This window comes from Pseudarthrobacter sp. MOO14 (assembly GCF_058267675.1).
The window spans coordinates 2,356,547-2,382,549 of sequence record NZ_CM177849.1 but is presented as its reverse complement, the minus strand read 5'-3'; the positions used below and the strand labels follow the sequence as shown (position 1 = coordinate 2,382,549).

At 66.1% G+C, this 26,003-nt stretch carries 17 protein-coding genes; 9 read left to right on the top strand and 8 right to left on the bottom strand.

Annotated features, from left to right (window positions below):
* Nucleotides 1-67: 67 nt before the first annotated feature.
* From AC4EEV_RS11115 to AC4EEV_RS11090, 6 genes are all read left to right on the top strand, one after another.
* Nucleotides 68-991 carry an ABC transporter ATP-binding protein gene (locus AC4EEV_RS11115; RefSeq protein WP_109044837.1) on the top strand — a complete coding sequence of 308 codons (924 nt, stop codon included), beginning with the start codon at nt 68-70 and terminating at the stop codon, nt 989-991.
* Entirely contained in the window at nt 991-1,881 is an 891-nt protein-coding gene (locus AC4EEV_RS11110; RefSeq protein WP_231369906.1) for an ABC transporter permease, read from the top strand. The genes AC4EEV_RS11115 and AC4EEV_RS11110 overlap by 1 nt, the downstream gene beginning before the upstream one ends.
* A 261-nt stretch (nt 1,882-2,142) precedes the next feature.
* Nucleotides 2,143-3,546 carry an amino acid permease gene (locus AC4EEV_RS11105; RefSeq protein ID WP_491328958.1) on the top strand — a complete coding sequence of 468 codons (1,404 nt, stop codon included), beginning with the start codon at nt 2,143-2,145 and terminating at the stop codon, nt 3,544-3,546.
* Nucleotides 3,547-3,566: 20 nt separating this feature from the next.
* Nucleotides 3,567-4,868 carry a M18 family aminopeptidase gene (locus AC4EEV_RS11100; RefSeq protein ID WP_491328957.1) on the top strand — a complete coding sequence of 434 codons (1,302 nt, stop codon included), beginning with the start codon at nt 3,567-3,569 and terminating at the stop codon, nt 4,866-4,868.
* Nucleotides 4,869-5,161: 293 nt separating this feature from the next.
* Nucleotides 5,162-7,891 (top strand): WecB/TagA/CpsF family glycosyltransferase, encoded by a 2,730-nt coding sequence (locus AC4EEV_RS11095; protein WP_491328956.1) that lies wholly within the window; start codon nt 5,162-5,164, stop codon nt 7,889-7,891.
* 112 nt (nt 7,892-8,003) lie between these two features.
* Nucleotides 8,004-12,695 carry a DUF4082 domain-containing protein gene (locus AC4EEV_RS11090; RefSeq protein ID WP_491328955.1) on the top strand — a complete coding sequence of 1,564 codons (4,692 nt, stop codon included), beginning with the start codon at nt 8,004-8,006 and terminating at the stop codon, nt 12,693-12,695.
* Nucleotides 12,696-12,855: 160 nt separating this feature from the next.
* On the opposite strand, the gene AC4EEV_RS11085 is transcribed toward AC4EEV_RS11090, so the two are convergent.
* Nucleotides 12,856-14,109: a hypothetical protein gene (locus tag AC4EEV_RS11085; RefSeq protein WP_491328954.1), complete on the bottom strand. Its 1,254-nt coding sequence runs from the start codon at nt 14,107-14,109 to the stop codon at nt 12,856-12,858.
* Between the two features lie 260 nt (nt 14,110-14,369).
* On the opposite strand from AC4EEV_RS11085, the gene AC4EEV_RS11080 reads away from it, so the two are divergent.
* The 3 genes from AC4EEV_RS11080 to AC4EEV_RS11070 are packed head-to-tail and all read left to right on the top strand — an operon-like array spanning nt 14,370 to nt 17,864.
* Nucleotides 14,370-15,782: an O-antigen ligase family protein gene (locus AC4EEV_RS11080; RefSeq protein ID WP_133832405.1), complete on the top strand. Its 1,413-nt coding sequence runs from the start codon at nt 14,370-14,372 to the stop codon at nt 15,780-15,782.
* Nucleotides 15,779-16,675: a YveK family protein gene (locus AC4EEV_RS11075; protein WP_491328953.1), complete on the top strand. Its 897-nt coding sequence runs from the start codon at nt 15,779-15,781 to the stop codon at nt 16,673-16,675. The genes AC4EEV_RS11080 and AC4EEV_RS11075 overlap by 4 nt, the downstream gene beginning before the upstream one ends.
* Nucleotides 16,656-17,864, top strand: coding sequence for a glycosyltransferase (locus AC4EEV_RS11070; RefSeq protein WP_491328952.1), 1,209 nt, complete (start codon nt 16,656-16,658; stop codon nt 17,862-17,864). The genes AC4EEV_RS11075 and AC4EEV_RS11070 overlap by 20 nt, the downstream gene beginning before the upstream one ends.
* On the opposite strand, the gene AC4EEV_RS11065 is transcribed toward AC4EEV_RS11070, so the two are convergent.
* Genes AC4EEV_RS11065 through AC4EEV_RS11035 form a run of 7 tightly spaced genes read right to left on the bottom strand, consistent with a single transcriptional unit; the run spans nt 17,848 to nt 26,000 of the window.
* Nucleotides 17,848-19,434: a glycosyltransferase gene (locus tag AC4EEV_RS11065; RefSeq protein WP_018762847.1), complete on the bottom strand. Its 1,587-nt coding sequence runs from the start codon at nt 19,432-19,434 to the stop codon at nt 17,848-17,850. The genes AC4EEV_RS11070 and AC4EEV_RS11065 overlap by 17 nt on opposite strands.
* Nucleotides 19,415-20,914: a lipopolysaccharide biosynthesis protein gene (locus AC4EEV_RS11060; protein WP_109044831.1), complete on the bottom strand. Its 1,500-nt coding sequence runs from the start codon at nt 20,912-20,914 to the stop codon at nt 19,415-19,417. Before AC4EEV_RS11060 ends, AC4EEV_RS11065 begins: the two co-directional genes overlap by 20 nt.
* 30 nt (nt 20,915-20,944) lie before the next feature.
* Complete coding sequence (locus tag AC4EEV_RS11055; protein WP_018762849.1) at nt 20,945-22,069, bottom strand: DegT/DnrJ/EryC1/StrS family aminotransferase; 1,125 nt, start codon at nt 22,067-22,069, stop codon at nt 20,945-20,947.
* Entirely contained in the window at nt 22,066-22,725 is a 660-nt protein-coding gene (locus AC4EEV_RS11050; protein WP_285318953.1) for an acetyltransferase, read from the bottom strand. Before AC4EEV_RS11050 ends, AC4EEV_RS11055 begins: the two co-directional genes overlap by 4 nt.
* A complete protein-coding gene (locus tag AC4EEV_RS11045; RefSeq protein WP_018762851.1) occupies nt 22,718-23,887 on the bottom strand; it encodes a DegT/DnrJ/EryC1/StrS family aminotransferase in 1,170 nt (389 codons plus the stop codon). Before AC4EEV_RS11045 ends, AC4EEV_RS11050 begins: the two co-directional genes overlap by 8 nt.
* Nucleotides 23,887-24,879, bottom strand: coding sequence for an NAD-dependent epimerase/dehydratase family protein (locus AC4EEV_RS11040; RefSeq protein ID WP_491328951.1), 993 nt, complete (start codon nt 24,877-24,879; stop codon nt 23,887-23,889). The genes AC4EEV_RS11045 and AC4EEV_RS11040 overlap by 1 nt, the downstream gene beginning before the upstream one ends.
* Nucleotides 24,876-26,000 (bottom strand): Gfo/Idh/MocA family protein, encoded by a 1,125-nt coding sequence (locus tag AC4EEV_RS11035; RefSeq protein ID WP_491328950.1) that lies wholly within the window; start codon nt 25,998-26,000, stop codon nt 24,876-24,878. The genes AC4EEV_RS11040 and AC4EEV_RS11035 overlap by 4 nt, the downstream gene beginning before the upstream one ends.
* Nucleotides 26,001-26,003 lie beyond the last annotated feature (3 nt).

Sequence of the window (26,003 nt, the reverse complement as noted above, 5' to 3'; positions counted from 1 at the left end):
TAGCGTAGGGAGTGAACTCCCACAGAACGCCATCTGCAGCCACGCGCTGCCGTCAAAAGGAAAATTCATGATCGAGGCAAACGGGCTGACAAAGGTGTACGGGGCGAAGACCGCCGTGGCCGGTGTCAGCTTCACCGTCAGGGCAGGGCAAGTCACAGGATTCCTGGGCCCGAACGGGGCAGGAAAGTCCACCACGATGCGCATGATCATGGGACTGGACCGGCCGACATCGGGATCGGTCACAGTGAACGGCCTCCCCTACGTCAAGCACACGGCTCCGCTGCGGCAGGTGGGCGCCCTGCTGGATGCGAAAGCGGTCCATACCAGCCGCAGCGCGTACAACCACCTGCTGGCCATGGCCGCCACACACGGTATTCCCAAATCCCGGGTGCACGAAGTGATCGAGATGACCGGCCTCGACGCGGTGGCGCGAAAGAAAGCCGGCGGCTTCTCACTGGGCATGGGCCAGCGGCTGGGCATCGCTGCGGCGTTGCTCGGCGACCCGCAGACCTTGATCCTGGACGAACCCGTCAACGGGCTGGACCCGGAAGGCGTGGTCTGGGTGCGGAACCTGGTCCGTTACCTCGCCGGGCAGGGACGTACCGTGTTCCTCTCCAGCCACCTCATGAGCGAGATGGCCCAGACCGCCGACCACCTCATCGTCATCGGCCGCGGCCGGGTGATCGCCGATGCGCCCATCCGCGACATCATTACCGGCAAGGGCCAGGCCCGCGTCCGCGTCCGCACGGACCAGCCGGACCGGCTGCGGCAGCTGCTGGCCGGCCGCGGCGCCTCGATCGAGGTCCCGGAACGGGAAATGCTGGAAGTGACCGGCCTCGAACCGAAGGCAATCGCCGCGGCAGCCCTGGAAAACCAGGTCATGGTCTATGAACTCACCCCCCTGACGGCCAGCCTCGAGGAAGCGTACATGGAACTGACCAAAGACGACGTCGAATACCACTCCCTGCCCGCCGCGGAGGTAAGCAAATAATGAGCGCCATGACCACAGAATCCACGGCTTCGCCCGAACCGGCATCATCGTCCGCAGGCCACAGCCACGGCCACGGAGGGTCCCTGCCGGGCCCCACGTTCTTTCGGGTGCTCAACTCGGAACTCATCAAGTTCCGGAGCCTGCTCTCAACGCTGATCCTGCTCGCCGCCACGGCGGTTGTGATGGTGGGCTTTGGTGCGCTGTCCGCATGGGGCACCGGCCAGTTCGCCAACGCGGCATCGCGGGATCCGCAGGCGGCCGTGCGGGCGGCCTCCCAAGGCGGGGACCTCGCGATCAGCGTGCCCACCTCGGGGATCGCCTTCGCCCAGCTGATCCTTGGGTCCCTGGGCGTGCTCTTGATGAGCTCGGAATTCACCACCGGCATGGCGCGGTCCACGTTCGCGGCAGTGCCCAAGAGGCTGCCTGCGTTCACTGCCAAACTGGTGGTGGTCATGGTGGTCTCCTTCGCGGTCACGGCCCTCTCCACCTGGGTGGCCGGACTGGTGGCGGTTCCCATCCTGGACAACTACGGACTGAAGCTGGACCTGGCAAGTTCCGAATCCGTGAAACTGCTCCTGGTCAACAGCATCTACGTTGCAGCCGTGGCCGCGATCGGCATGGCCCTGGGCACGCTGCTTCGGAACTCGGCCGGCGGCATCATGAGCCTGGTGGGCATCTTCTTCGTGGCACCCATCGCTTTCCAGCTCATTCCCGGCGACTTCTTCAAGGAGGCCCGGAAATACCTGCCCGGCAACACGGTTGAGCCGCTGACCGCCGCCCAGCACGTGCCGGACACCCTCGAAACGTGGCAGGCGGCCTTGGTCCTGGGCGCCTGGGTGGTGATCCCCGTGCTGATCGCCGCCGTCCTGCTGAAGCGCCGGGACGTGTAGGAGGGATATCCTGCGCCGGTGGCCGGCGCGTGGTTTCCGGCACATTACAAAAGTGCCTGGTGGGAAACATTATTTGCCCATCATGGCTCCTGCTTGGAGTGCCGTCCTGTTAGGCGCAACCAGATCTGTTGGAGTGCACAAAGCAAGGCGCATAATGGCGGACCTAGGGTGAAACGACGATGTGGTGCACCACACGGTCCGCCGCGGTGCACCAATGAACGTCGCACAACCTCTGCAATTTCCCAACAGGACGGCACTTCCATGCATGCTGACCAGCAACTCTCAAAGTCCCTGAAACCCAGGCACCTGTCCATGATCGCCATAGCCGGCGTGATCGGTGCAGGGCTCTTCGTCGGCTCGGGGGCCGCGATCCAGCAGGCCGGCCCGGGCATCCTTGTCGCGTACGCAGCCGCCGGCCTCGTGGTTATCCTGGTGATGCGCATGCTGGGTGAAATGGCCGCAGCCAACCCGGAAACGGGCTCTTTCTCGACCTATGCGGACAAGGCCCTGGGCCGCTGGGCAGGGTTCAGCATCGGCTGGCTCTATGCCTGGTTCTGGATTATCGTCCTGGGCATCGAGGCCACCGCCGGTGCGGCCATCATGCACCGGTGGGTGCCGGGCATCGACCAGTGGGTCTGGGCCCTGGTCCTCATGGTGCTGCTGACCTTGACCAACCTCGGCTCGGTGAAGTCCTACGGCGAGTTCGAGTTCTGGTTCGCCTCCATCAAGGTGGCCGCGATCGTCCTCTTCCTGGTCTTTGGCGCCGCCGCCATCCTGGGCCTGGTCCCCGGCGTCCCGGCCCCCGGCCTGAGCAACCTGCTCAACAACGGCGGATTCATGCCCAACGGTCCGGGCGCCGTCCTGGCCGGCATCCTGGTGGTCGTCTTCTCCTTCTTCGGCGCCGAGATCGCCACGATCGCCGCCGGCGAATCCGAAAACCCCGTGGACGCCGTCAAGAAGGCCGTGAAGTCAACCGTCTGGCGCATCCTGGTGTTCTACATCGGTTCCATCGCCGTGGTGGTCACCCTGCTCCCCTGGAACTCTGCGTCCGTCGCCAAGAGCCCGTACGTTGCGGTCATCGAACTGTTCGGCATCCCCGGTGCCGGCACCATCATGGACGTCGTGGTCCTGACCTCCGTCCTGTCCTGCCTCAACTCCGGGCTGTACACCGCAAGCCGCATGCTGTTCTCGCTCTCCACCCGCGGTGACGCCCCGCGCTCCTGGACGAGGATCTCCCGGCGCGGAGTTCCCGCCGCCGCCGTGCTCGCTTCCACGGTGGTCGGCTTCATCACGGTGGGCCTGAACTACATCGCACCGGACACGGTGTTCCTGTTCCTGGTCAACACTTCCGGTGCCATCGCCCTCTTCGTCTGGCTGGTCATCTCCGTGTCGCAGCTGATCCTCCGCCGCCGGATGGGTGCCGCCGCACAGGACCTCCAGCTGAAGATGTGGCTGTTCCCCTACCTCACCTGGGCAGCAATCATCAGCATCGTGGCCCTGCTTATCGGCATGGTGATCGTGGAATCGACCCGCGAATCACTGTTGCTCTCCATCGCGTTGGCGGTGGTGGTGGTTGCTGTGGGCGTGCTGCGCTACCGGCGCAAGGACGCGGCCATGGCAGCGGAACCGGCAAGGGCATCCGGGGCCGCAGCGCCGGTGGAGTAGGCCGCATTAGACTCGGGACCATGCCTTTGACTTCCTCTGCCGCAGACCACATCCAGGACCTTGGCGCCTTTGTCAGCGCATCGCCGTCGAGCTTCCATGCTGCCCACGAGGGCGGCCGGAGGCTGGAGGAAGCCGGCTTCCTCCGCCTGGACGAGCTGCAGCCGTGGGAGGGCGGGCCCGGCTCCTTCTTCATGATCCGCGACGGCGCCCTGATCGCCTGGGTGGTTCCCGAAGGAGCCGGACCCGCCACCGGCTTCAATATTCTTGGCGCCCACACCGACTCGCCGTCCTTCAAGCTTAAGCCGAAGCCCACCACCGGCGCCCACGGCTGGCTTCAGGCCGGGGTGGAAATCTACGGCGGGCCCCTGCTCAACTCCTGGCTGGACCGGGAGCTCCGGCTCGCCGGCCGGCTGGTGATGCTCGATGGCACGCAACACCTGGCCGCCACCGGGCCGCTGCTCCGCTTCCCGCAGCTGGCTATCCACCTGGACCGGGCCGTGAATGACGGGCTTACCCTGGACAAGCAGCGCCATATGAACCCGGTATGGGGGCTGGGAAACCCCACCGATGCGGACCTGTTGAGCGTCCTGGCCGCGTCCGTTGACGGCGCCTCCGTTGATCCTGCCGGCATTGGCGGGTACGACGTCGTCATTGCGGACACGCAGGCGCCTGCGGTTTTCGGGGGCAAGCGGGAGTTCTTCGCATCCGGGCGGCTGGACAACCTGTCGGCCACGCACGCCGGGCTGGCGGCCCTGGCCGCGCATGCTGCGTCCGGCACGGCCGGGGGACCCATTGCCGTGCTCGCAGCGTTCGACCACGAGGAAATCGGCTCCAACTCCCGCTCCGGTGCCTGCGGACCCATCCTCGAAGACGTGCTGGTACGCATCTCCGACGGCCTGGGTGCGACGGTGAGCGAACGGCGGCAGGCCCTCGCGGCGTCGTTCTGCCTGTCGGCCGACGCCGGGCACGCGGTCCACCCCAACTACGCCGAGCGGCACGACCCCGCCAACCACCCCGTGCTCAACGGTGGACCGCTCCTGAAGATCAATGCCAACCAGCGCTACGCCACTGATGCGTTCGGCGCGGCCTTTTGGGCCAGGCTTTGCGGCGAAGCGGGCGTGCCATACCAGGAATTCGTCTCCAACAATGTGGTGCCCTGCGGTTCCACCATCGGACCCCTCACCGCCACAAGGCTGGGCATCAGGACCGTGGACGTGGGCGTGCCGCTGCTGTCCATGCATTCCGCGCGGGAACTGTGCGGAGTGGACGATCCCCTCCGCCTCGCCGCCGTCTCGGAGCTGTTCTTCCGCACCCCGGCCTAGCCAGGCAGTTTGTGGCACCACAAAGGTTCGTGCGGGTACCCACATAGGTAGCCTGCCGGACTCCGGCTAGGGGGTTTCCCCGGCCTACGGTGGGGACACACGGATGCCGTTGGGTGTCCGGCCCACGGTTCCGGGCCGGACACCAGGTCCTCGCAGTCCTGCCAACGATGGCATCCGTCGACCACTGACAGATGCGACAGGTGCCGTGCCGGGTGACCGGCGCGAGGCTGAAACGGGGAGTGCAGACCCCTTTTCCAGCCGACGTGCTCCTGCGCTGTGACCATGGAGCCGGAATGACATCTGCACTTGGGCGCCTGCCCCGCCGCATCCACAAACTGGGGATGGCCGGGTTGGTGACACCGCGGGGAACAACGGCCCTCGAGGGCCCGCTGCAGCGGGCTGTCACGCTGGGTGGCGTCAGGGTCGACCTGATGAGCCGTGAGGACGCCCTGGCAGCCATCATGGAGCGAGCCGCGGGTGCCCCCGAGACCCCCCTGGGTGTGCTCTCCGCGAACCTGGACCACGTCAACCACTTCGGGACCGGCGGCCGCTGGGAAGGAACGCTGGAGGTCCCGCAGTTGGAGTGGCTGGCGTTGCTGGACGGCGCCCCCTTGGTGGCCAAGGCGGCGGAGCTAACCGGCCAACGGTGGCCCCGCCTCGCAGGAAGTGACCTGATCGGCCACATCCTCGATGACGCCGCTGCACAAGGACGGACCGTCGGTTTCCTGGGTGGGAGCCCGGAAGCCCAGGAATTGGTTGCCACGCGGATCGAAGCGGAGCGCCCCACCCTGCGCGTGGCCGGCTGGTGGGCGCCGTCCCGCCAAATGTTGGGTGATGCCACCGCCGTCACGGAACTATGTGCAGACATCCGGGCCGCCGGAGTGGACATCCTGGTGGTCTGTTTGGGCAAACCACGGCAGGAACTTTGGATCGGGGAGTACGGGCCGCAGACCGGGGCGAAGGTCCTGCTGGCGTTCGGGGCGGTCATCGATTTCCTCGCCGGCCACATACGCCGTGCGCCCCGGCAGGTGAGCGCTATGGGCCTTGAATGGGCGTGGCGGCTGGCCATGGAGCCACGACGGCTCGCCAAACGGTACGTCGTGGAGGGGCCCGAAGCCTACCTGAAGCTCCGCCGGCACAGTGCCAACGTCGCGCCCGGGCAAAGCACAGGCCCTGCCCCTCGACCCGCTTCCGGTCCCACCCGGCGGGCCGGCACCACGGCAGGGGACTTCACCCCGACCGACCAGCACGCCGATGTTGCCGCTCTGGTGGTGACCTACAACAACGGCGCGGACGTCTGCGGGCTGCTGGAGAGCCTCCGGCTGCAGACCCGGGAACAGTCCATCAAGGTAGTGGTTGCGGACAACTCGCCGAACCCGGAGACCCTTTCCTGCCTGCAGGAGTTTCCAGGCGTGGCCGCCTTCCCCACCGGCGGGAACCTCGGGTACGCGGGCGGCATCAATGCGGCCTGCGCGAAGGCGGGAAGTGCGGATTCGTACCTGGTCCTCAACCCGGACCTTAGGCTCTGCCCCGGCGCGGTGATGGCCCTGCGGAAATCCATGGCGGGCACCGGCGCGGGAGTGGTGGTCCCCTTGTTGCGAGACGACGACGGAAGCGTCTACCCCTCGCTGCGCAGGGAACCGAGCATCTCGCGCGCGCTGGGCGACGCCCTCCTCGGAAGCAGGTTCCAAGGACGCCCCGGATGGCTGACCGAAATGGACTTCGACGCCGAAAGCTACGCCCACCCGCACAAGGTGGATTGGGCCACCGGCGCCGCGCTGCTGATCCGCTCCGACATCGCGAAACAGGTCGGCGGCTGGGACGAGTCCTACTTCCTGTACTCGGAGGAGACGGACTACCTGCACCGTGTCCGCGAGCTCAAGGCCGACGTCTGGTTCGAGCCCCTTGCAGCCATGGTCCATTCCCGAAGCGGGTCCGGGAGCTCACCGTCCCTGGATGCCCTCATGGGGGCGAACAGGATCCGCTATGTCCGAAAATTCCATCACGGAAGCTACGCACGAATCTTCCGTGCCGCCGTCGTACTTTCTGCCCTGCTGCGGGCACCGCTGCCCGCCCACCGGGGAATCCTGGGACTGATCGCCAGGGAGTCACGATGGGCCGACCTGCCGCACGCCGTCGCCTACCCGGGTGGCCCCGGCCAGGAAGGGGATTTCCCCTCCGGGACGGTCATCATTCCAGCACACAACGAGGCCCCGGTCCTCGGGCGGACGCTGGCAGCACTCACCGCACCCATCGCGAGCGGGAAGGTGGACGTGGTGGTTGCCTGCAACGGTTGCACCGACGGAACTGAAGCCGTGGCCGGTTCCGTGCCGGGCGTCCGGGTTGTCTCCGTGGAGGCCGCGTCCAAGACCGCTGCCCTCAACGCCGGCGACCAAGCCGCCTGCGGGTGGCCGCGGCTGTACGTTGACGCCGATATCGAGGTGCCGCCGGCCGCCCTGCGTGCCACCTTGGAGGCATTGTCCGACGACGGCGGGCCCCTTTGCGCCCGCCCCGCCTTCACGTATGACACAGCGGGCGCCTCCTGGCCGGTCCGCGCCTACTACCGGGCACGCAACCGGCTGCCCCAGGCATCGGCATCGATGTGGGGTGCCGGCGTTTACGGCCTGAGCCGCAAGGGGCATGAACGGTTTGGTGAATTTCCGCCCATCACGGCCGACGACTGTTACATCGACCGATTGTTCGACGCCTCCGAAAAAGAAGTCATCGCCTGCCCGCCGGTGACAGTCCGCACGCCACGGACCGGAAAGGCCCTGCTCTCCACCCTGAGGCGCGTATATCGCGGGAACAACGAACTCCGCGATGTTCCGGGCACGCAGTCGGGACGCACGGCCAGTCAACTGGCGCATTCAATCAAGGGTCCCGGCTCCGCGGTGGATGCCGCCGTCTATGCCGCCTTCGCGCTTGCGGGCCGTGCGGCCCGGCGCCGAAAAAACACCGCGTGGGAGCGGGATGACAGCAGCCGCAATTATGAATTGCATTCCTGGGGAGTGGGTTGGGGATAAATTCCCTGAATTAAGGACCGAATTTAATCCCCGCATTCCTCAACAGCCGCCTATTCCTTGATCCGGGTAGTGCAGGCACCTGGCGCTATTCACGTCTCGAAATGGAGTTAAAGTGTTTGCAAAATCAAAGCCCGTCGAAAGCAGGCTGCGTGCGGCAGCAAGTTTTTCCGTATTGTTCCTTATCGCCGCGATGCTGTCTTTCAGTTCCACTCTTTACCAGGCTCCGGCGGCCCACGCCGATGCCTGCACGCCCCCCGTTGCCAGCGCCGTCGCGTGTGAAAACTCACTGCCCGGCACCCCGTCCTCGGACTGGGAGGTTTCCGGATCCGGCGACTCGTCCATCCAGGGCTTCGGAACGGCGATGAGCGTCAACCAGGGTGAATCCATCAGCTTCAAGATCAAGACCACCGCCAGCGCCTACCACATCGACATTCTTCGATTCGGCTACTACCAGGGGAACGGGGCCCGCAAGATCGCCGCCAGCATCCCACTAACGGCCAAACTGCCGCAATCCCAGCCCGCCTGCCTGACCCAGTCCGGGACGGGCCTCGTCGACTGTGGAAACTGGGGGGTTTCCGCGTCGTGGACAGTCCCGGCATCCGCAGTCTCGGGCGTGTACTTCGCCCACCTGGTCCGCAACGATACCGGCGGGGACAGCATGATTCCGTTCGTAGTCCGCAACGATGCGGGAAAGAGCGGCATCGTGGTGCAGACGTCCGACACAACGTGGCAGGCCTACAACACTTACGGCGGCAACAGCCTCTACCAATGCACGGTGGCATGCCCCACCGGCAATCCACAGGCCTACAAGTCAGCGTTCAAGGTGTCCTACAACAGGCCGTTCCTTTCCACGGGCGACCAAGGCCACAGCTGGCTCATGGACACCGAATACCCGATGATCCGCTTCCTGGAGGCGAACGGCTACGACGTCAGCTACATCAGCGGCCTGGACACGGCGACGCGAGGCCCGCTGCTGCTCAACCACAAAATGTTCATGTCCTCCGGACACGATGAGTACTGGAGCGGAACACAGCGCAGCAACGTGGAAGCCGCCCGGAACGCAGGCGTCAACCTGGCCTTCTTCAGCGGCAACGAGGCGTTCTGGCGCACCCGCTGGGAGGCCTCGATCGATGGCAGCCAGACCTCCGGGCGCACACTGGTCTCATACAAGGACACCCACTACAACACGCCCGTAGACCCGGTGGAATGGACCGGGACCTGGCGCGACCCGCGCTTCGGCACGTCCACCGGTGGCGGAAACCCGGAGAACTCGCTGACCGGACAGTTCTTCCTGGTCAATTCCGGCTCCGCGGACATCAAGGTCCCCGCCCAATACGCGGGCATGCGGCTGTGGCGCAACACTGCGGCCGCCAAACTGACGGGAACCCAATCACTCACGCTCGGAAGTGGCCTGGACACGCTCGGTTACGAGTGGGACATCGACGCCGACAACGGATTCCGTCCTGCCGGCGCATTCAAATTGTCCTCAACCACTGTTTCGGTGCCTGAGGCATTCACTGACTACGGCAGCACCACTGCTGCTTCCAGCCAAACACACAACCTGATCATGTACCGCGCCCCCAGCGGCGCACTTGTCTTTGGCGCCGGCACGGTCCAATGGGCTTACGGCCTGGACAACTTCACCGTTCCCACGAGTACCCCCGACAAAAACATGCAGCAGGCCACCGTCAACCTGTTCGCCGACATGGGTGTCCAGGCGGTTACCCTGATGACGGGGCTGGTAGCGGCGGCAAAGTCCACCGACACCAGCGCCCCTGTTTCGACCATCACATCCGGGCTAAACGGCCAGACCCTTGCCGACGGCTCCAGCGTCACCATCTCGGGAACGGCCTCCGACGCCGGCGGGGTAGTGGCCGGCATCGAAGTATCCACCGACGGTGGAACCACGTGGCGCCCGGCCACCGGGACCACCAGCTGGTCCTACACCTGGACAGTGCACGGCAGCCCGGCAGTGACCGTGAAGACCCGAGCCACTGACGACTCGGGGAACACCGAGGTGCCAGGATCCGGGGCTGCGGTCAACGTTTCCTGCCCGTGTTCCATCTTCGGGTCCAGCATGATCCCCGACACGCCCGATTCCGGCGACGGCGGAAGCGTGGAAGTCGGGATGAAGTTCACCGCCCAGGCGGCAGGAACCGTCACCGGCGTCTCCTTCTACAAGTCAAGCCTGAACAAGGGAACGCACGTCGGCAGCTTGTGGACATCGGGCGGAGCCCGGCTGGCCACGGCAACCTTCACCAACGAGACGGCAACCGGCTGGCAAACGGTCAACTTCGCCACACCCGTGGCCATCACCGCAAACACCACCTATGTGGTCTCCTACTTCGCTCCCCAAGGGCATTATGCGCAGGCCGCGGGCTTCATGTATCCCAACCCGTCGCCCATGCCGGCCGGACACTCGTCCCTTGACAGCGGCGTGCTGCATGGGCTGAGGAACACCCCCAGCTCCGGCAACGGCGTCTACACCTACGGGGCCAGCAGCGTCTTTCCCCAGTCCTCCTACAACGCCGAGAACTATTGGGTGGACGTCAAGTTCGTTCCGTCGGCATCCGTGCCGCCGGCAGTCTCTTCGACCGACCCGGCCAATGCAGCCACCAACGTCGCAATCACCAAGGCGCCGTCGGCTACCTTCAACCAGGCCGTAACAGCGGGCAGCATCACCTTCACGCTGAAGAAGCCTGACAACACGGCAGTGGCAGGCAACGCCGCCTACAGCTCGGGCACAGTCACCTTCACCCCTTCCGCCGCGCTGGCGTACAACACCACGTACACGGCGACCGTCAGCGGCGCCACCAATGCGGCCGGCCAAGCAATGGCGGGCCCCTACACCTGGACGTTCACAACCGGGGCACCACCTCCCGCTCCGGCGGTCAGCAGCACATCGCCGGCAAACCAGGCCACGGGCGTGCCCATCTCCGTGACCCCGTCAGCGACGTTCAACCAGGCAGTGGTGCCCACCTCGGTGGTCTTCAGCGTGCTGGATCCGTCCCTGAACTCAGTGCCCGGGACAACCAGCTACAGCTCCGCGACCAACACCTCCACCTTTGCGCCCGGCAGCCCGCTCGCGTACAACACCACCTACACGGCTACGGTCAGTGGTGCCACGAACAGTTCCGGCCAAGCGATGGCAAGCCCGTACTCGTGGACCTTTACCACCGCCACAGCACCTGTCCCGCCCGCAGTGACGTCAACGCTGCCGGCAGACAAGGCGACGGCGATTGGCGTCAATACGGCACCAAGCGCGACGTTCAACCAGGTGGTTACCGCCAACAGCATTACCTTCACCCTCCAGGCCGGAACCACCAGCGTGACGGGTACCAGCAGCTACTCGGGGACCACCGTGACGTTCACGCCGGGCTCAGCACTGGCCTACAACACCACGTACACGGCGACCGTCAGCGGGGCGACGAATGCGGCGGGACAGGTAATGACCGCGCCCTACAGTTGGACCTTCACTACGGTGGCCCAACCCACGGCCAATTGCCCCTGCAGCGTGTTTGCCGCGAACGCCCTGCCCGGGACCATTGACCAGCCGGACGGATCGTCGGTGGAACTTGGGATGAAATTCCGTTCGGATATTGCCGGGAACGTCACCGGCGTCCGCTTCTACAAGAGTTCCGCAAACACCGGCACGCACACCGGAAAGCTCTGGACCAGCGGAGGGCAGTTGCTGGCCAGCGTGACCTTTACCGGAGAGTCGGGGTCCGGTTGGCAGCAGGCAAACTTCTCCACACCCGTGGCCATCCAGGCGAACACGACGTACATCGTTTCGTACTACGCACCCAACGGGCACTATTCGGCGGACGGAGCTTTCTTCACCAAAGGCGTGGACAACTATCCGCTTCACGGCCTGGCCAGCGGGGTGGACGGACTCAACGGCGTGTACCGTTACGGCACCTCCGCGTTCCCCTCCAGCAGCTACAACAACGCCAACTACTGGGTGGATGTGGTGCTGAACGGGTCGGCGTCGGTCAGCGTGCCCACGGTGTCATCCACCTCACCGGCTGCCGGTGCCACCAACGTGGCCACCACCAGCACGGTGAAGGCGACCTACGACAGGGCCGTTGACCCCAGCACCGTGGTCTTCAACGTCAAGGATGCTGCAAACGCCAACGTACCCGGGACCCTCAGCTATGACACGCTGACCAACACCTCGGTGTTCACCCCCGCCACTGCGCTGGCCTACAGCACAACCTTCACGGCCACGGTTTCGGGTGCCAAGGGAAGCAACGGACAGGCCATGGCAGCGCCCTATACCTGGTCGTTCACCACGGCTCCGCAGCCAACGGCCGGCTGCCCGTGCAGCGTCTTCGCTCCCACCGCGGTTCCATCCACGGTCACCGCCCAGGACAACTCATCGGTGGAACTGGGCATGAAGTTCACCTCGGACACCAACGCCACCGTCACGGCGGTCCGTTTCTATAAGGGACCGCAGAACACGGGTACGCACGTTGGCAAGCTCTGGACCTCAGGAGGCCAACTGCTGGGCTCGGTCACGTTCACCAATGAGGGCGCGTCCGGATGGCAGCGGGCAACGTTCGCGACGCCGATTCCTATCAGCGCCAACACGGTCTACGTGGTCTCGTACCTGGCGCCCAATGGGTATTACTCGGCAGACGGCGCCTTCTTTGCCGGCAAGTCGGCGGACAGCGGCATCCTCCACGGTTTGGCTGACGGCACCAGCGGTCCCAACGGCGTCTATGCCTACGGCGCCGGAGGGTTCCCGAGCAACACCTGGAACGCCACCAACTATTGGGTGGATGTGGAAGTCACCACCCCCTAGCAGCCGGGGACAACCGGCGGGGCAGCTGCAGGGGCCCGCGACGCAATCCAGCGTCGCGGGCCCCACCCGTGCCAGGAGCGGGATGGGCGGGACATGATGCTTAGCCTGCGCAGTCGTCTTCCACGAGGTCGACCTTCACAAGGGCCGGGAAAGGGGGGCCTCAGCCAAGGCCGCAGGTGTTGCCTCCGTTGAGGCGGTAGATGTGTACCGCATTGGCGTCGCTGAAGGAGTCCGTAAAGGCGTGGTTCGACACGGGCACCGAACGGTTTTCATCCAGCGCTTCTGCCTGGTCCGGGCCGCCGCACCGAACAGAGAAGGTCACGGACTGGGGCCCGGGACGCGTGGCTGCCGCCAAAATATAGAAGTGGCCCGCATTGGCTTTCACGGAGAAATCAACGTCCTTGCTGTTTGCGGTCACGAGCCCCGTTACCGAACCCGTGTTCAGCGCCGGAGCGAGGGTGGTGATGAGCTTGTTCACGGCGGCTACCGTTGGACGGATCGCGGTGCCGCATTCATCCCGGAGCACATGCTGGGACTGGCACTGGCCGCCAAAATTGTGGTTGAAATAGACGATTCCCCGGGCGCCGTGGATGATGCTGCTCCATACGGCGGACCGAAGCTGGGCGGGACTGATGGTGAGTGAATCACTTTCGGAAAATGGGTGGCCCACCTCGACAAACGCCCAGACCGGTTTGGAGCCGGCGGGCTGGACCAGGGACCGTACCCGGTCAACCGTCCAGCCGTAGTGGGCCCCGGTGCGGCATTCCGCGTCAGTGAGATCCCGCCCATCCGCGAAAACTGCCCCGCCTTCGACATGGCTGCAGATATAGGGATCCGTAAACCAGTAGTTGTCCGCGGAGACGACGTCCTGGTAGCTGTTGACGAATTGCGCGGCCTGCGGATTCTTGAGTTGGAACGTTACGCCCTTGCCGTAATTGGAATAGAGCAACGCCCGGGGCGGGAAGAGTTTCACCAGCGCTTCCTGGACGGTGAAACCGCATTCGGAGGCCACAGGCTCGCAGATCACACCTTCACCTTGGGACTTGCCGGTCCACGAGGAGTTTCCCCCGCCTGCCCACATGTCCACTTCATCGGAGACGACGAACCCGGAAGCGCCGGGGACCACTGTGGAGGGGAGCGCATGAAGGCCGCTGCCCCGCACCAGCTCCACATTCGAGTCATCGGTGAGCTGCACGTAGGTGTTCAGGCCGGCACCGCGGTCCGCGGCGATATCCTCTTCCTGCAGGACGCTTTCAAACCACACGCCCAGGGGAAAGAAGTTCGGCTCGGCCGGCAGGGTCGGCGAGAACTTCCCGTAGAAGCCCGGGCCGCCGTCAATCCCCTGGACGCTGACCCCTTCAGGAAGCGGATCTTGAGCCGATCCTGAGGACGCGGAGAAGGCGCTTGACGACATGCATGACGTTCCTAAAAGGCAAGTCAATAGAATTGCGGTTTTCTTGATGAGTTTTGTGGAATTGCGCATGTCCCGGGCGGTTTTTCCAGGTGCTTCGAACAGGTTTTTCATGGCAATTCCTGTCGTAAAATCATGGGTCAAATGTCATACTGGATAAAAGGGAAATAAGCGGCGACAAGCAATGATTTTGGAGCTACGCTATCACCCTGAACATTGCGTGTATAAGGGTATTTCAACCCCGGCAGGAAGATTGGGGGGATGTGGGAAAGCATCTGCCAGCTCCATCCGCGCTGGGTCCGGAAGTCCGACTGGACACACCCCTGCGCGTTGACGGCGACGAGCAAAAGCCACCGCTGCTCCTGCGGGTGACGGCGGTAGCCTGTTTCGTTTTCCCCTCCAACCTCGTTCTGGAACCGCTGGGTGCCGCCGGCTATGTGGCCCACATTCTTGCGTTGCTGGTTTTCGCGCTGTGGGTGACGTCAGTCATGCTCGGCCTGCACAAGACCATCGACCGCGAGCACCCCGGACGCTTCGCGCTGGCAGCCCTTTTCGCGGTGTCGTGTGCCTCCTACGCCGCGATGTACGTGGGTATCAGCGGGAGCACGACGGATGCGACACGCGCGAGTGCTGACCGCTGGATGTTGTTGATGGTCGCCTCGTCCGGCCTGGTGCTCGTAACCACTGAGACAACGCGGACCGTGGACGCGGCGATGATGCTGGTGCGTGCGCTCCTGCGCGGTGCCGTGTTCTGCAGCATGGTGGCGGCAATCCAGTTCACCACCCATGTGGACCCCATGGCCTGGTTCCAAGGGGTCTTGCCCGGGTTCAAGGACAACGGCGGGAACCAGCCGTTCCAGGAACGCGGAAGCTTCCTCCGGGTGGCCGGCAGCACCTTCCATCCCATCGAGCTGGGGGTCATCGCCTCGATGCTCCTTCCGCTCTCGCTGTGGCGCGCACTGTACGACAAATCGGGCCGCGCCTGGATGCACTGGACGGGGACGGGCTTCATTGTGTTCGCGATCGCCGCCACGATTTCCCGCTCGGCGGTCCTGGGTGTCCTGACCGTGGCACTGGTCTTCCTTCCGTTCCTTCCTTCCAGGTCCAGGCAGTGGACGGTCCTGGGGTTCGCCGGCGCTGCCACAGTGCTCTTCCTGGCGGTTCCCGGATTTGTCGCAACGCTGTTTGGTTCCGTCACCGCGGGGACGGCCGATCCTTCCATCACCGCACGGCTTGAGGACTACCCCAGGGTGGAAGCCATGGTCTCGGCCCGGCCGTGGCTTGGAATAGGTCCCGGGGCGTACCTGACGAGGAACGCCATTGAGGTCCTGGACAACCAGTACCTGAAAACCATCGTCGAACTGGGAGTGCCGGGGTTCCTTGCACTCCTGCTGTACATGGTCGTACCCGGGATAGCGGCCTGGCTGGCGGCCTTCAACGCCAAAGAGGAACGCTTGAAGACACTTGCGGCCGCAGTCGCCGCCGCCTGCCTGGTGGCCGCCCCGGCGTCAGCCGCCTTTGACTCGCTGGGCTTCCCCGTCCTGGCACTCGTGTACCCGATATGCGTCGGGCTCTCCGGGACGGTCTGGTTGCTCGTCGCCGGCGAACGGCGGGCGCTTGGCCCAACTACCAAGGAACAAGGCGCCAGCCTTGCAGAATCTGAAAGGCTCCCATGACTCCCGTCTCGGTTCTTAAAATCCTGTGGCGCCACAAGGTTTCGATGATTACCGTCCTGGTGCTCACCCTTGCTGCGGCAGCCTACGTCTTCTTCTTCGCGCCCCGGAGCTACATGGCGTCGACGGTGTACGTCCTGGTGACGCCCCGCGTGCCCAGCGTGGAAGAAATGCGCACCGATCCCGCCGTCGCCGCCGCAAACTCGGACAACCCCTACCTGCGCTCGGCGGACAGCTCCCTGATCACCCAGGTGATGGCGACAAAGTTGAGCTCAACCGACGTCGTTGACTCGCTTAAGGCCGCCGGCTTGTCACCCGACTACACGGTGACCCTGCCGGCCACCACGGGGGCGGGCCAGCTCATCAGGATGGAGGCCACGGGCCCCAGCCCGCAGCTGGCCATCACGACGGCAGAAGCCTTGGGCCAGCATCTCACCGCCAAACTGCGGGATGCGCAGAAAGTCAACGGGGCCGATGACCGCTACCTCTTCACGGCCCTCCAGATTGATCCCCCGAGCAAAGCGACAGAGCAATTCTCCAGCCGGCTCCGGTCGATGATCGTGGTGCTGATTGGCGGCGTCATCCTCCTGTTCGGCGCTGTTTCGATCGCCAGGATGCTGGAGAATTCGCGGGCTGCCCGGAAGGACGCGGCGGACAAGGGCAAGCCTGTGTCCCGGCGCAGGCGCTCCGCCGACCGCCACGCCGAACCGGCCGCAGTTGCGAACGACCAACAGGACGGCGAACCTGGTGGCGGCAGTGTCGTGGCGGCGCGGGCGGTGAAGGACCGGAAGCCCGCAAGGTATGCGGTTGATGAGCCGCCGCTCCTGTTGCCACAGCCTGGGCTGGAGGACCTTTCCTTCGAGGAGCGACGCTCTGATGTCCCCGTCAAACGCTGACCGGGAGGGGCGAGTCCCGGTCTCTGTCGTCTGCGTCTTCAACAACCCGGCAGTGCTCCAGGAGTGCCTCACGGCTTCCGTCGAGGCCGGCCTCCCATGCGCCGTGGACCTCGAGTACCTGCCCATCGACAATACGGCACGGCAATTTTCCTCCGCCGGAGCGGCATTGAACCATGGTGCTGCCTCGGCGCGGAACGATGTGGTGGTCTTTGTCCACCAGGACGTTTTCCTGCACTCCATCCCGGCCTTGGAGAAGATCGCCGCCGCATTGATGGCAGATCTTTCCCTGGGCATGGTGGGCGCAACCGGGATGACCGGGGAGGGCCGCCTCGTGGGGCAAATCCGCGACCGCATCGTGTTATCCGGCCATCAGGAATCCGGGCTGGCGGACGTGGACAGCCTGGATGAAGTCTTGTTCATGGTGCGGCGGGACCACATCCTCCGGCAGCCGCTCAGCGAGGAGCCGGACCTGTCCTGGCACGCCTATGCCGTGGAATACGGAGCCCGGCTCCGGTCTACCGGCCACCGCGTGGCGGTAGCCAACATCCCCCTGACCCACAACAGCCTCACCATCAATCTTGACCGGCTGGCCGAGGCGCACCAGTGGATCGCCGGGGCGTATCCCAACCAGTTGCCGATCGTGACGACGTGCGGGACAGTGCAGCAACGGCGCCGTGTACCCTCCCTCCTCTCCGGCCTGGTGGACTCGCAGAAGTGGCGGTACCGGTGGCTCCGGGAATCGGTATCGGCGCACAAGCTCCGGAATAAAGCCCCGCTGCGCCCCGTCACGGTCCTGGGTGACCTGCGCCGCGACATTGACGACATCTGTGCCGCAGCGGGCGCAGGCGCTGCCACCGTGATCAATGTGCTCCCCGGCGGACCCGGAGGGCATGAACTGGGGAAGCCCCTGGAGCTGGGGCGGCGAGGTGTCCGGTTCCGTTTCCTTGCAGCGGACGAGCGGGCCGTCGCTGCCCTGGTGCGCGCCCAAGGGCCGGACGTCACCGTCGCCGTGACCAACATCAGCTTTGACACTGCCGGCGAAGTGGTCGGCGCCCTGTCGGGCCGGAAGGTCATCCTGGGATTCCACGAAAATACAGGGCCATGGCTGCTCACCGGCCCGGCGGTTGATGCGGCCGGCGAACACTACCGCACCCCCCGCTCTACGCCCCTCGCTATGAAGGTTGGCTAAGGCGCCTGCGTGAGTCCGAAACCCACGCGCGGCTGTGGTCCGGTACCAACTGTGCCAGGCCCACATGGGGTGACTTCCGCCAGGCCGTCCACTGCCTGATGCGCTGGGCCGTTCCGAGGAAGGGCAGTATGTCAGCCCAGGCCGCATCCAGGCCGGCGAAGCCGGTCTCATGCTGCACCAGCCCCACCAGCTGGTCCAGGGGTCCGTCCGCCCAAGGAGTGGGTCCCGGTGCGATCGGTCCGCTTCGCGCCAGGGCGGCCTCGGTATAGACGCGCTCCGCTGTCTCCCGCCAGGCTGAGGGGCTGTGACCTTCAACGATTGCCCTGCGGGTGGCCGAGCCCCGAGCCGTCCTGGTGGACACCGAATCTGCCAGGTCCGCCAGGGTTGAGACGAAACCCGCCGGAGTCGAGGGCGTGAGGAGGAGGTCATCGAGGCCTGGTGAATCCGAGCCAAGGACCGCACATTCGGCCGGATGGCCCCTGTATGTCACCAGCGGCAGCCCGTGGGCACCGGCCTCCAACATTGAGGTCAACGAAGCGAAGGGAAACGAGTCAACGTAGGCATCGGCGATGGACAGAAGCGACGAGATGTTGGCAAGCCGCCCGACGGCCCGGATCCTTCCATTGGTGGCAGCCGCCGCGGCAGCCCAGGCTCCGGTGGGGGACGGGCCGGCCACGAGGAAGTGTGCATCCGGGCGCCGGAGCAGGAAGGACCGGAAGAGGCCTATCAGCGAGTCCGGGCCAACGGGATCGTATTTGCTGCCTGCCGCGGCGGACACCACGACGAAATCCGTCGCCGGGATGCCCCATCCAGTCCGCGCGGCCAGTTCATTCGATTCCTCCGCAGGCCCGGCAGGCGCAAGTTCGAGGGGCCGGTTGGCCACCATACAGCGGCCGGCATCAACCCCGCGGCGGCGGACGGTCAGCTCCCGGCCGCTTGCCCGCAGGCAGAGGACGACGGCGGCCGCCGAGGTCCCCTGCCAAAAGACGTGGTCAGCGTGGTTGACGTAGACAGCCGGAGGCGCTCCGGGGACACCCAACGCAAGGGAGGGGACGACGTCGTGTGGATGCGCATGCACAACGACGACGTCGGCCGGAGCGATGACCCGGCGCAATGCTCCCGCCCTTCTCATGAGCCCCCCGGGCCGGCGGTCCAGGAGGACCAGGTCACGGGGATCCGGCAGGCACGCGGCAATCTTGGCTGGACATTCGGTGCTGCCTTGGCGGGTGAGGACAACGTGGTGCCGCGAGCCAGGATCCTGGCGGATCCAGTGCGCAATGCTCTGGGTATGGCCGCCGGTCCCGTACAGCTGGGTGGCCACGTGGACCACAAGGCGCCCGGCCGGCTTTCCCGGCGCCGGGGGCGGAGGCTGTGGGATGGAGGACCGGAGCATCCCCAGGACTTCTTCGAGTCCCTGGTGGCCGAAATACCCGGTGTGGTCGGTCCAGGCGAAACGGGCGGCAAGCTGTGCCTGCACCGCCGCCTGCTCCCACCGTCCGGCTGCTGCCAGGCGGCCGGCGACCGCCACCAGGCGTTCAAAGGTGTCCCTGTTACCGCTGATGCCCTGCAAGGCCCCCGCTCCTTCCCAATTTCTTCAACGTGGCAACGTCGGCCCGCTTGAACCAGAGCAGGCCAGCGGTGACGGAGCCGGCTGCTGCCCCGGAGAGCAGGAGTGCCCAGGGGACACCGAAGTCCATCCGGCCGAGGAGGGCAGAGGCGGCCAGCAACGCTGCCGAAGCGGCCGAGGGCAGCAGCAGTTGCCGGATCACCCCGAGAGGCGGGACACCCACTGCCCGCAACCGCCAAAGATACAAGGGCAGGACCAGGGCGGCGACGACGAAGAATTGGGCCATGGCCACCCCGGCGATGCCGGCGCCGGTGCCAAGGAACAGGGCCGGTACCAGGGCCACCAGCCAGCACACCTGGATGGACATGATGGACCCTGTCATTCCCGCAACCACCAGGTAGTCGTAGATCAACTCGAAGAGGATCCGGAACCCGGCCACCATGGCAAGCCAAAACAGGGCGGCGCTTGCCCCCGCCCAGACGTCGCCGTACACAATCCGGACGACGGTTTCGGACTCTGCCGCCAGGAACGTGACAGCAGGGAAGACAACGCAGGACATCACCCCGATCAGGGCGGTGACTGTGGAGCGCATCCTTTCGGGGTCATGCTGCAGCCGGGCCAGCACGACCGGAGCCACGCTTCGCAGCGGCTGGGAGAACATGGTCACCGGCCAGCTCGACAGGTTAAAGGCCAAGACGTACATCCCCAGCATGACCGGACCGAGCGTACTGCCCGTCACCAGTTGGTCCAGGTAGCCGACGCAGAAGACGATGATGCTGGTCCCTGCCAGGGGCAGCCCGAACCGCAGCAACGGCATCAGGACGGTGCGGTCGAGGCCCAGCCGCAGGGGAAGCGGCGACCTGAGGACGAAGAGCAGGCCCCCGGCCACCGTCCCCGCGAGCCGGCCCACCGCCAGGCTCATTGCGCCCATGCCGGCCAACACCAGGCAGATTGAAACGATGGCACCCACCCAGACATTCACCTGGTCGATCAGCATCTTCGTCTTTTGGTCAAAGGCCCGCTGCATCAGCGCTGCCGGTGTGGCGACCACCCCGCTGACCAGGACGCAGCACACCATGACCCGGACCACGTCGGTGGCACCGGGGTCGCCCATGCGGTCCGCGAACCAGGGGGCTGCGGCAAGGCCGGCCCCGCAAAGCACCGCACTGGAGAGGATCGAGATAGTGGTCACGGTGGGTGCGATCCGTGCGGGATCCTCTGGCCACCTCACGATCGCGAGGCTGACCCCCAGTTCGTTGATGGTCAGGACCGCCAGCAGCGCCACCATGGCCACCGCGAAGCTGCCGTACGAGTCGGGCCCCAGCAGGCGGGCCAGGACGATTCCGATTCCCAGCGTGCCGAACCTGGCCACCGCAGTATTCAGCAGGCTCCAGCCCAGTGCGGAGGTGGCGCCGGACGCATTCTGCGAGCCGGTGGGTTGGTGCCCGGCCTCCTGTACGGATGCCAGGCCGGGGCGCTTCATCGCCTTCCCCGCACGGACGGCCTCAACGGACTACTGCTTCGTCACTGCGCATGACAACGCCCCAGCAACCCGTTCCTGCTGTTCGGCAGTGATATGCGGGAACAGCGGGAGGGACAGGATGCGCCCGGCAGCATCCTCGGCCACGGGGAATGAACCGGATGTCCGGCCCGCGTACGCCCCGCTGCGGTGCACCGGAACCGGGTAGTGGATTCCCGCCTGGATCCCCGCCGCGTGCAACGACTCAAGGACAGCGTCCCGGTGCCGGACACGCACCACGTACAGGTGCCACACATCCGCGTTCCCCGGTGCCTCCTGCGGCAGCTCGACACCCGGCACATCCGCCAGCAACGCCGCATAGCGTTCCGCCGCAGCCCTGCGCCGCAGGTTCCAGCCCTGCAACCTCGCCAGCTTCGCTTTCAGGACGACCGCCTGGACGGTGTCCAGGCGCGAGTTGAAGCCGATGGCGTCGTGCCGGTACTTCACCGAACTCCCGTGCGCCCCCAACAACCTGACCTGGGCATCCACGCCGGGGTCGGATGTCAGCACGGCTCCCGCGTCCCCGGCGGCGCCAAGGTTCTTGCCGGGGTAGAAGCTGGTCCCGGCGGCAAGGCCCCAAGTGCCCGCGTGCCGGCCGAACCGTGTTGCGCCCTGGGACTGCGCGGCATCCTCGATGATCACCGCGCCGCAGGAGTCTGCAACGGGGATCAGTTTTTCCACGAAGGCGGTTTGCCCGAACAGGTGCACCGGCACGATCGCCTGCGTGCGGGAGGTTACGGCGGCCGCGGCGGCGTCGGGATCGATCAGGAGGAAGGAAGGGTCGACGTCGACAGGCACCGGGACTGCCCCGATCCGGCTGACCGCCTCGGCCGTGGCGATGAAGGTATTGGCCGGCAGGATGACTTCCCCGCCCGGCCGCACGCCCCCGGCACGCAGGGCAAGTTCCAGCGCATCCGTTCCGTTGGCAACGCCGGCGCAGTGCCGTGCGCCCAGGAAAGCGGCGTACGCCGCCTCGAACGACGCAACGGCCGGGCCGCCAATGAAGGACGCCGAACTCATGACTGTGTCCAGTTCGGCCATCACCTCGTCATGGATCTCAGCCTGCTGTGCTGCCAGGTCCACCAGCGGGACTGCCTGCACATCCACGTCGGAATTCATGAAATACCCCCAACACTGAATCTTTCGCCGTCAATTTCGTGGGCCGGCACCCCAACCCACGTCTGTCCGTCAGGCACGTTGCTCAGCACCGCCGCTCCCATCCCCACGGTGGCGTAGGCGCCCACTGAAGTGCGTTCGCGCACGCTGGCGTTCATTCCCAGGTAGGCTGCCCGGCCAATCCGGACTCCGCCGCCCAGTGACACACCCGCGGCAAACGTGGCGAAGTCGGCCACGTCGTCGTCGTGCGTGAAGGTCACCGAAGGCATGGCCACCACGTGCGCTCCCAGGGTGACGGATGCGGTGAGCGTGACGTTGCGGAGCAGGATGCTTCCCCTGCCCACCCGGCATCCTTCCGGGTACTGGACCGAGGGGTCGATCGCCGTCGCGTAGCGTGCCTCCGTGAGGCCCATGGCCGTCAGCCGCTCCACGACGGATTCCCGGATCCTGCCGGATCCAATGCATACCAGGACGAACGCGTGCGTGTACTTCGCGGCGTCATCGATGGTCCCAAGGACGGGTGCCCCGTCCACGGTGACGCCCGCCATCTCTTTGTCGTCGTCCAGCAGGCCGACGACGTCATATTGGCCGCTGCTGCGCACCATCGCCAGGACTTCGCGGGCCAGGCCACTGGCAGCTATCAGGATCAGCTCACTCACGCGCGTATCCTGCAGCCGCGCCCCGGATGGTGCCGATGATCCGGTCCAGCCCTTCGTCGTCCAGTTCGTGGTAGACGGGAAGGATCAGGGTCCTGTCGTTGAGCCGCTCGGTTTGTTGCAACAGGGAGCCGCCCGCGTTCCGCCACCGGTAGGCCGGCTGGCGGTGCGCGGCCATGATGCCCCGCCGTGCAGAGATCCCGGCGTCCGCCAGCAGTTCCATCAGCCCGTCCCGCGTGGTCCCGAAGCTGGGCAGCACCTCCACCCAGAACGACTGGAAGTTGGTGGTGCCGTAGGGCGGGTCCGATACCAGCCGGAGGCCCGGCACCCGGGAAAGGCCGGCCACGTAGCGCGCCGCGATGCTCCGCCGCCGCTCCAGCACCTCCGGCAGCCGGCCCAGCTGGACGATTCCGACGGCGGCCTGCAGGTCCGTCATCCGGTAGTTGAACCCGACTTCCAGGTACACCTCCGGCGGGGCCAGGAGCGATCCGTGCCGGTCGGCGGCGGACACGCTCATCGAGTGCTCCCGCAGGGTCCTGGCCCTGGCCGCCCAATCTGCCCGGTTGGTGGTGAGCATGCCGCCCTCACCGGTGGTGAGGATCTTGCGCGGATGGAAGGACCACACGGCCACATCCGCGCCCGCACCCACCGGCCTGCCCTTATACATCGACCCCACTGCGCAGGCGGCGTCCTCGATCACCATGATCTCGTGCCGGTCACAGAGTTCGCGGATGGGGTCCAGGTCCAGCGGCACGCCGCCCTGGTCCACCACAATCACGGCCCTGGTGTCCAGGGTGAGGGCCGCGTGGAGGGTTTCCGCCGTCACGTTGCCGGTGGCCGGATCCACGTCGCAGAACACCGGCCTGGCACCGACGTAGGTCACCGCGTTGGCCGTGGCAATGAAGGACAGGGAGGGCACCACAACGTCATCCCCGGGTCCGATTCCGGCCACCACCAGGGCGAGGTGCAGGGCGGTGGTGCAACTGGACGTGGCCACCGCATGGCGGACACCCTGGTACTCCGCGAACCGGGACTCGAACTCCTTGACCTTGGGCCCCTGCGCCACCCAGCCGGAGGCCACCACCTCGGCCAGGGCCCGTGCCTCCTCGTCGCCGAGCCAAGGCTTCATGACATTGATCCGGGCGAGGACTGGTTCGGCAGTCATCAGGCACCAACTTTCCGTGTGGCGGCGATTTCGTTGCGCAGCGGCATCCACCAGCTGACGAGTTGGCGCAGTCCTTCGTCGAGTTCCACTTCCGCTTTGAAGCCAAGGTCGCGGGCGGCCGCGGACGTGTCGGCCAGCCGGCGCACCACGCTGTTCACCTGCCGTGCGGGGCAGTGCTCGACGCTGAGGTCCGAGCCCATGACCCGCAGCAGGGTGCGGGCCATGTCCAGCAGGCTGGTTTCCGTCCCGCTGGCCACGTTGTAGGTGCCTTCGGCAATGCTGCTGCCCGCGGCCAGCACGTTGGCTCGGGCCACGTCCGCCGTGTGGATGAAGTCCATGGTCTGGAGTCCGTCGCCGAAGATCAGTGGCGGCTGCCCGTCCATGATCCGTTCCATCCACCGCACCAGGACCTCGGTGTACAGGCCGTGGACGTCCATTCGCGGCCCGTAGACGTTGAAGTAGCGCAGCATCACGTAGTCCAGGCCCGTCATGGCACGGAAGCTCCGGGCCATCCCTTCGTTGAAGGACTTGGCAGCGCCGTAGAACGTGTCGTTGTTGGCGTGGTGGTGCCGTTCCGCGGTCGGGAACTCCTCGGCCATCCCGTAGACCGACGCACTGGAGGCGGCCACGAGCTTGGCCACCTTGTGTTCCGCGGCGGCCTCCAGGACATTGAAAGTGCCGTCCACCAGCACTTCCAAAGCCAGCCGGGGTTCCTCGGCGCATTGGGTGATCCGGATGGCCGCCTGGTGGAATACCAGGTCCTTGCCTCGGGTGAGGTCATGCACGAGGTCACGGTCCTGGATGCTGCCCCGCACCAGTCCGACCTGCCCGGTGGCCAGGGCGCCGGAGAGGTTGTCCAGCCTGCCGCGGACCAGGTTGTCCAGGACATCGATGTGGCGCACTCCCGCGGCCAGCAGGGCGTCCACCAGGGTGGAGCCGACGGTGCCGGCTCCGCCGGTGACCAGGACGTTGGCGCCCTCCAGGGTGCTCACCGGGCCCCCTCCAGTTCCGCGCCGGTGCCGGCCATCGCGGCACCCGCCACGGGGGTGGGCCGGCCGTCCAGGGTCAGGCTGCGGGTGACCGCTTCGAGGACGGACAACACCCGGAGCCCGGAGGCGCCGCCCGTCCGTGCCTGCCGTCCGGTGCGGATGCAGGAGGCGAGTTCCTGCACCACCTGGCCGAGGGCCTCACGTTCGGGCAGCGCCGGGGACCACGTGTCCCCCAAACGGTAGGAGACGGCGGTGGACGCCTTCTCGCCGGCCGTTCTCGGCTGCCGGTCCAAACTCACCCCGCGGTCGTAGACGCTGAGCCGTTGCTGGGGGTTCAGGTCGTCCCACACCAGCGTCCGCAAGGATCCGCCGATCACCATCTGGCGGATTTTGGTGGGACTGAGCCAGTTCACGTGCACGTGGGCGGTGGCATCGTTGGGGAGCCGGAAGTTCAGGTGGCCCACGCAGTCGCGGCCGGTCCCCAGCGGGTCCGCCCCGAACGCCGAGACTTCGGCGGGGTTGAGGCCGCCCGGGAGGACGAAGTCCAGGATGGACAAGTCGTGCGGGGCGAGGTCCCAGAAAACGTCGACGTCGGGCTGCACCAGGCCCAGGTTGATCCGGGTCGAGTCCACGAACAGGATCTCGCCCAGGGATCCGGACTGCACCAGCTCCTGCATCTTCAGCACCGCCGGGGTGTAGCAGTAGGTGTGGTCCGCCATCAGGACCAGGCCGTTTGCCCGCGCTTCGGCCACCATCTCCAGCCCGTGTTCCCTGCTGTCCGCCAACGGCTTTTCCACCAGGACGTGCTTTCCGGCGCGCAACGCCGTCATGACCGCGCCATGGTGTGTTCGCGCCGGCGTCGCGATTGCCACGGCATCGACGTCGAAGCTGTCCAGGAGCTCGTCCATGGACTCGACGCAGGGAATCTGCCCCAGCGTGGCCGCCAGCTTGCGGGCCCGGTCGATGTCCAGGTCGCAAATGGCCACCAGGTCCCAGTCCGGGCTTGCCTGGAGGTTGCGCGCCAGGTTGGGACCCCAGTAGCCGGCTCCGACGACGGCGATGCCGAGTTTCGGTGCAGGTTGCGGGTGGTTGGCGGAGTGGAAGGGACTGCCGAATTTTCTCATGTC

Coding starts and splice junctions, on each gene's coding strand:
- AC4EEV_RS11115 (WP_109044837.1), top strand. CDS start 68: ATGATCGAGGCAAACGGGCTGACAAAGGTGTACGGGGCGAAGACCGCC.
- AC4EEV_RS11110 (WP_231369906.1), top strand. CDS start 991: ATGAGCGCCATGACCACAGAATCCACGGCTTCGCCCGAACCGGCATCA.
- AC4EEV_RS11105 (WP_491328958.1), top strand. CDS start 2,143: ATGCATGCTGACCAGCAACTCTCAAAGTCCCTGAAACCCAGGCACCTG.
- AC4EEV_RS11100 (WP_491328957.1), top strand. CDS start 3,567: ATGCCTTTGACTTCCTCTGCCGCAGACCACATCCAGGACCTTGGCGCC.
- AC4EEV_RS11095 (WP_491328956.1), top strand. CDS start 5,162: ATGACATCTGCACTTGGGCGCCTGCCCCGCCGCATCCACAAACTGGGG.
- AC4EEV_RS11085 (WP_491328954.1), bottom strand. CDS start 14,109: ATGTCGTCAAGCGCCTTCTCCGCGTCCTCAGGATCGGCTCAAGATCCG.
- AC4EEV_RS11075 (WP_491328953.1), top strand. CDS start 15,779: ATGACTCCCGTCTCGGTTCTTAAAATCCTGTGGCGCCACAAGGTTTCG.
- AC4EEV_RS11070 (WP_491328952.1), top strand. CDS start 16,656: ATGTCCCCGTCAAACGCTGACCGGGAGGGGCGAGTCCCGGTCTCTGTC.
- AC4EEV_RS11060 (WP_109044831.1), bottom strand. CDS start 20,914: ATGAAGCGCCCCGGCCTGGCATCCGTACAGGAGGCCGGGCACCAACCC.
- AC4EEV_RS11055 (WP_018762849.1), bottom strand. CDS start 22,069: ATGAATTCCGACGTGGATGTGCAGGCAGTCCCGCTGGTGGACCTGGCA.
- AC4EEV_RS11045 (WP_018762851.1), bottom strand. CDS start 23,887: ATGACTGCCGAACCAGTCCTCGCCCGGATCAATGTCATGAAGCCTTGG.
- AC4EEV_RS11035 (WP_491328950.1), bottom strand. CDS start 26,000: ATGAGAAAATTCGGCAGTCCCTTCCACTCCGCCAACCACCCGCAACCT.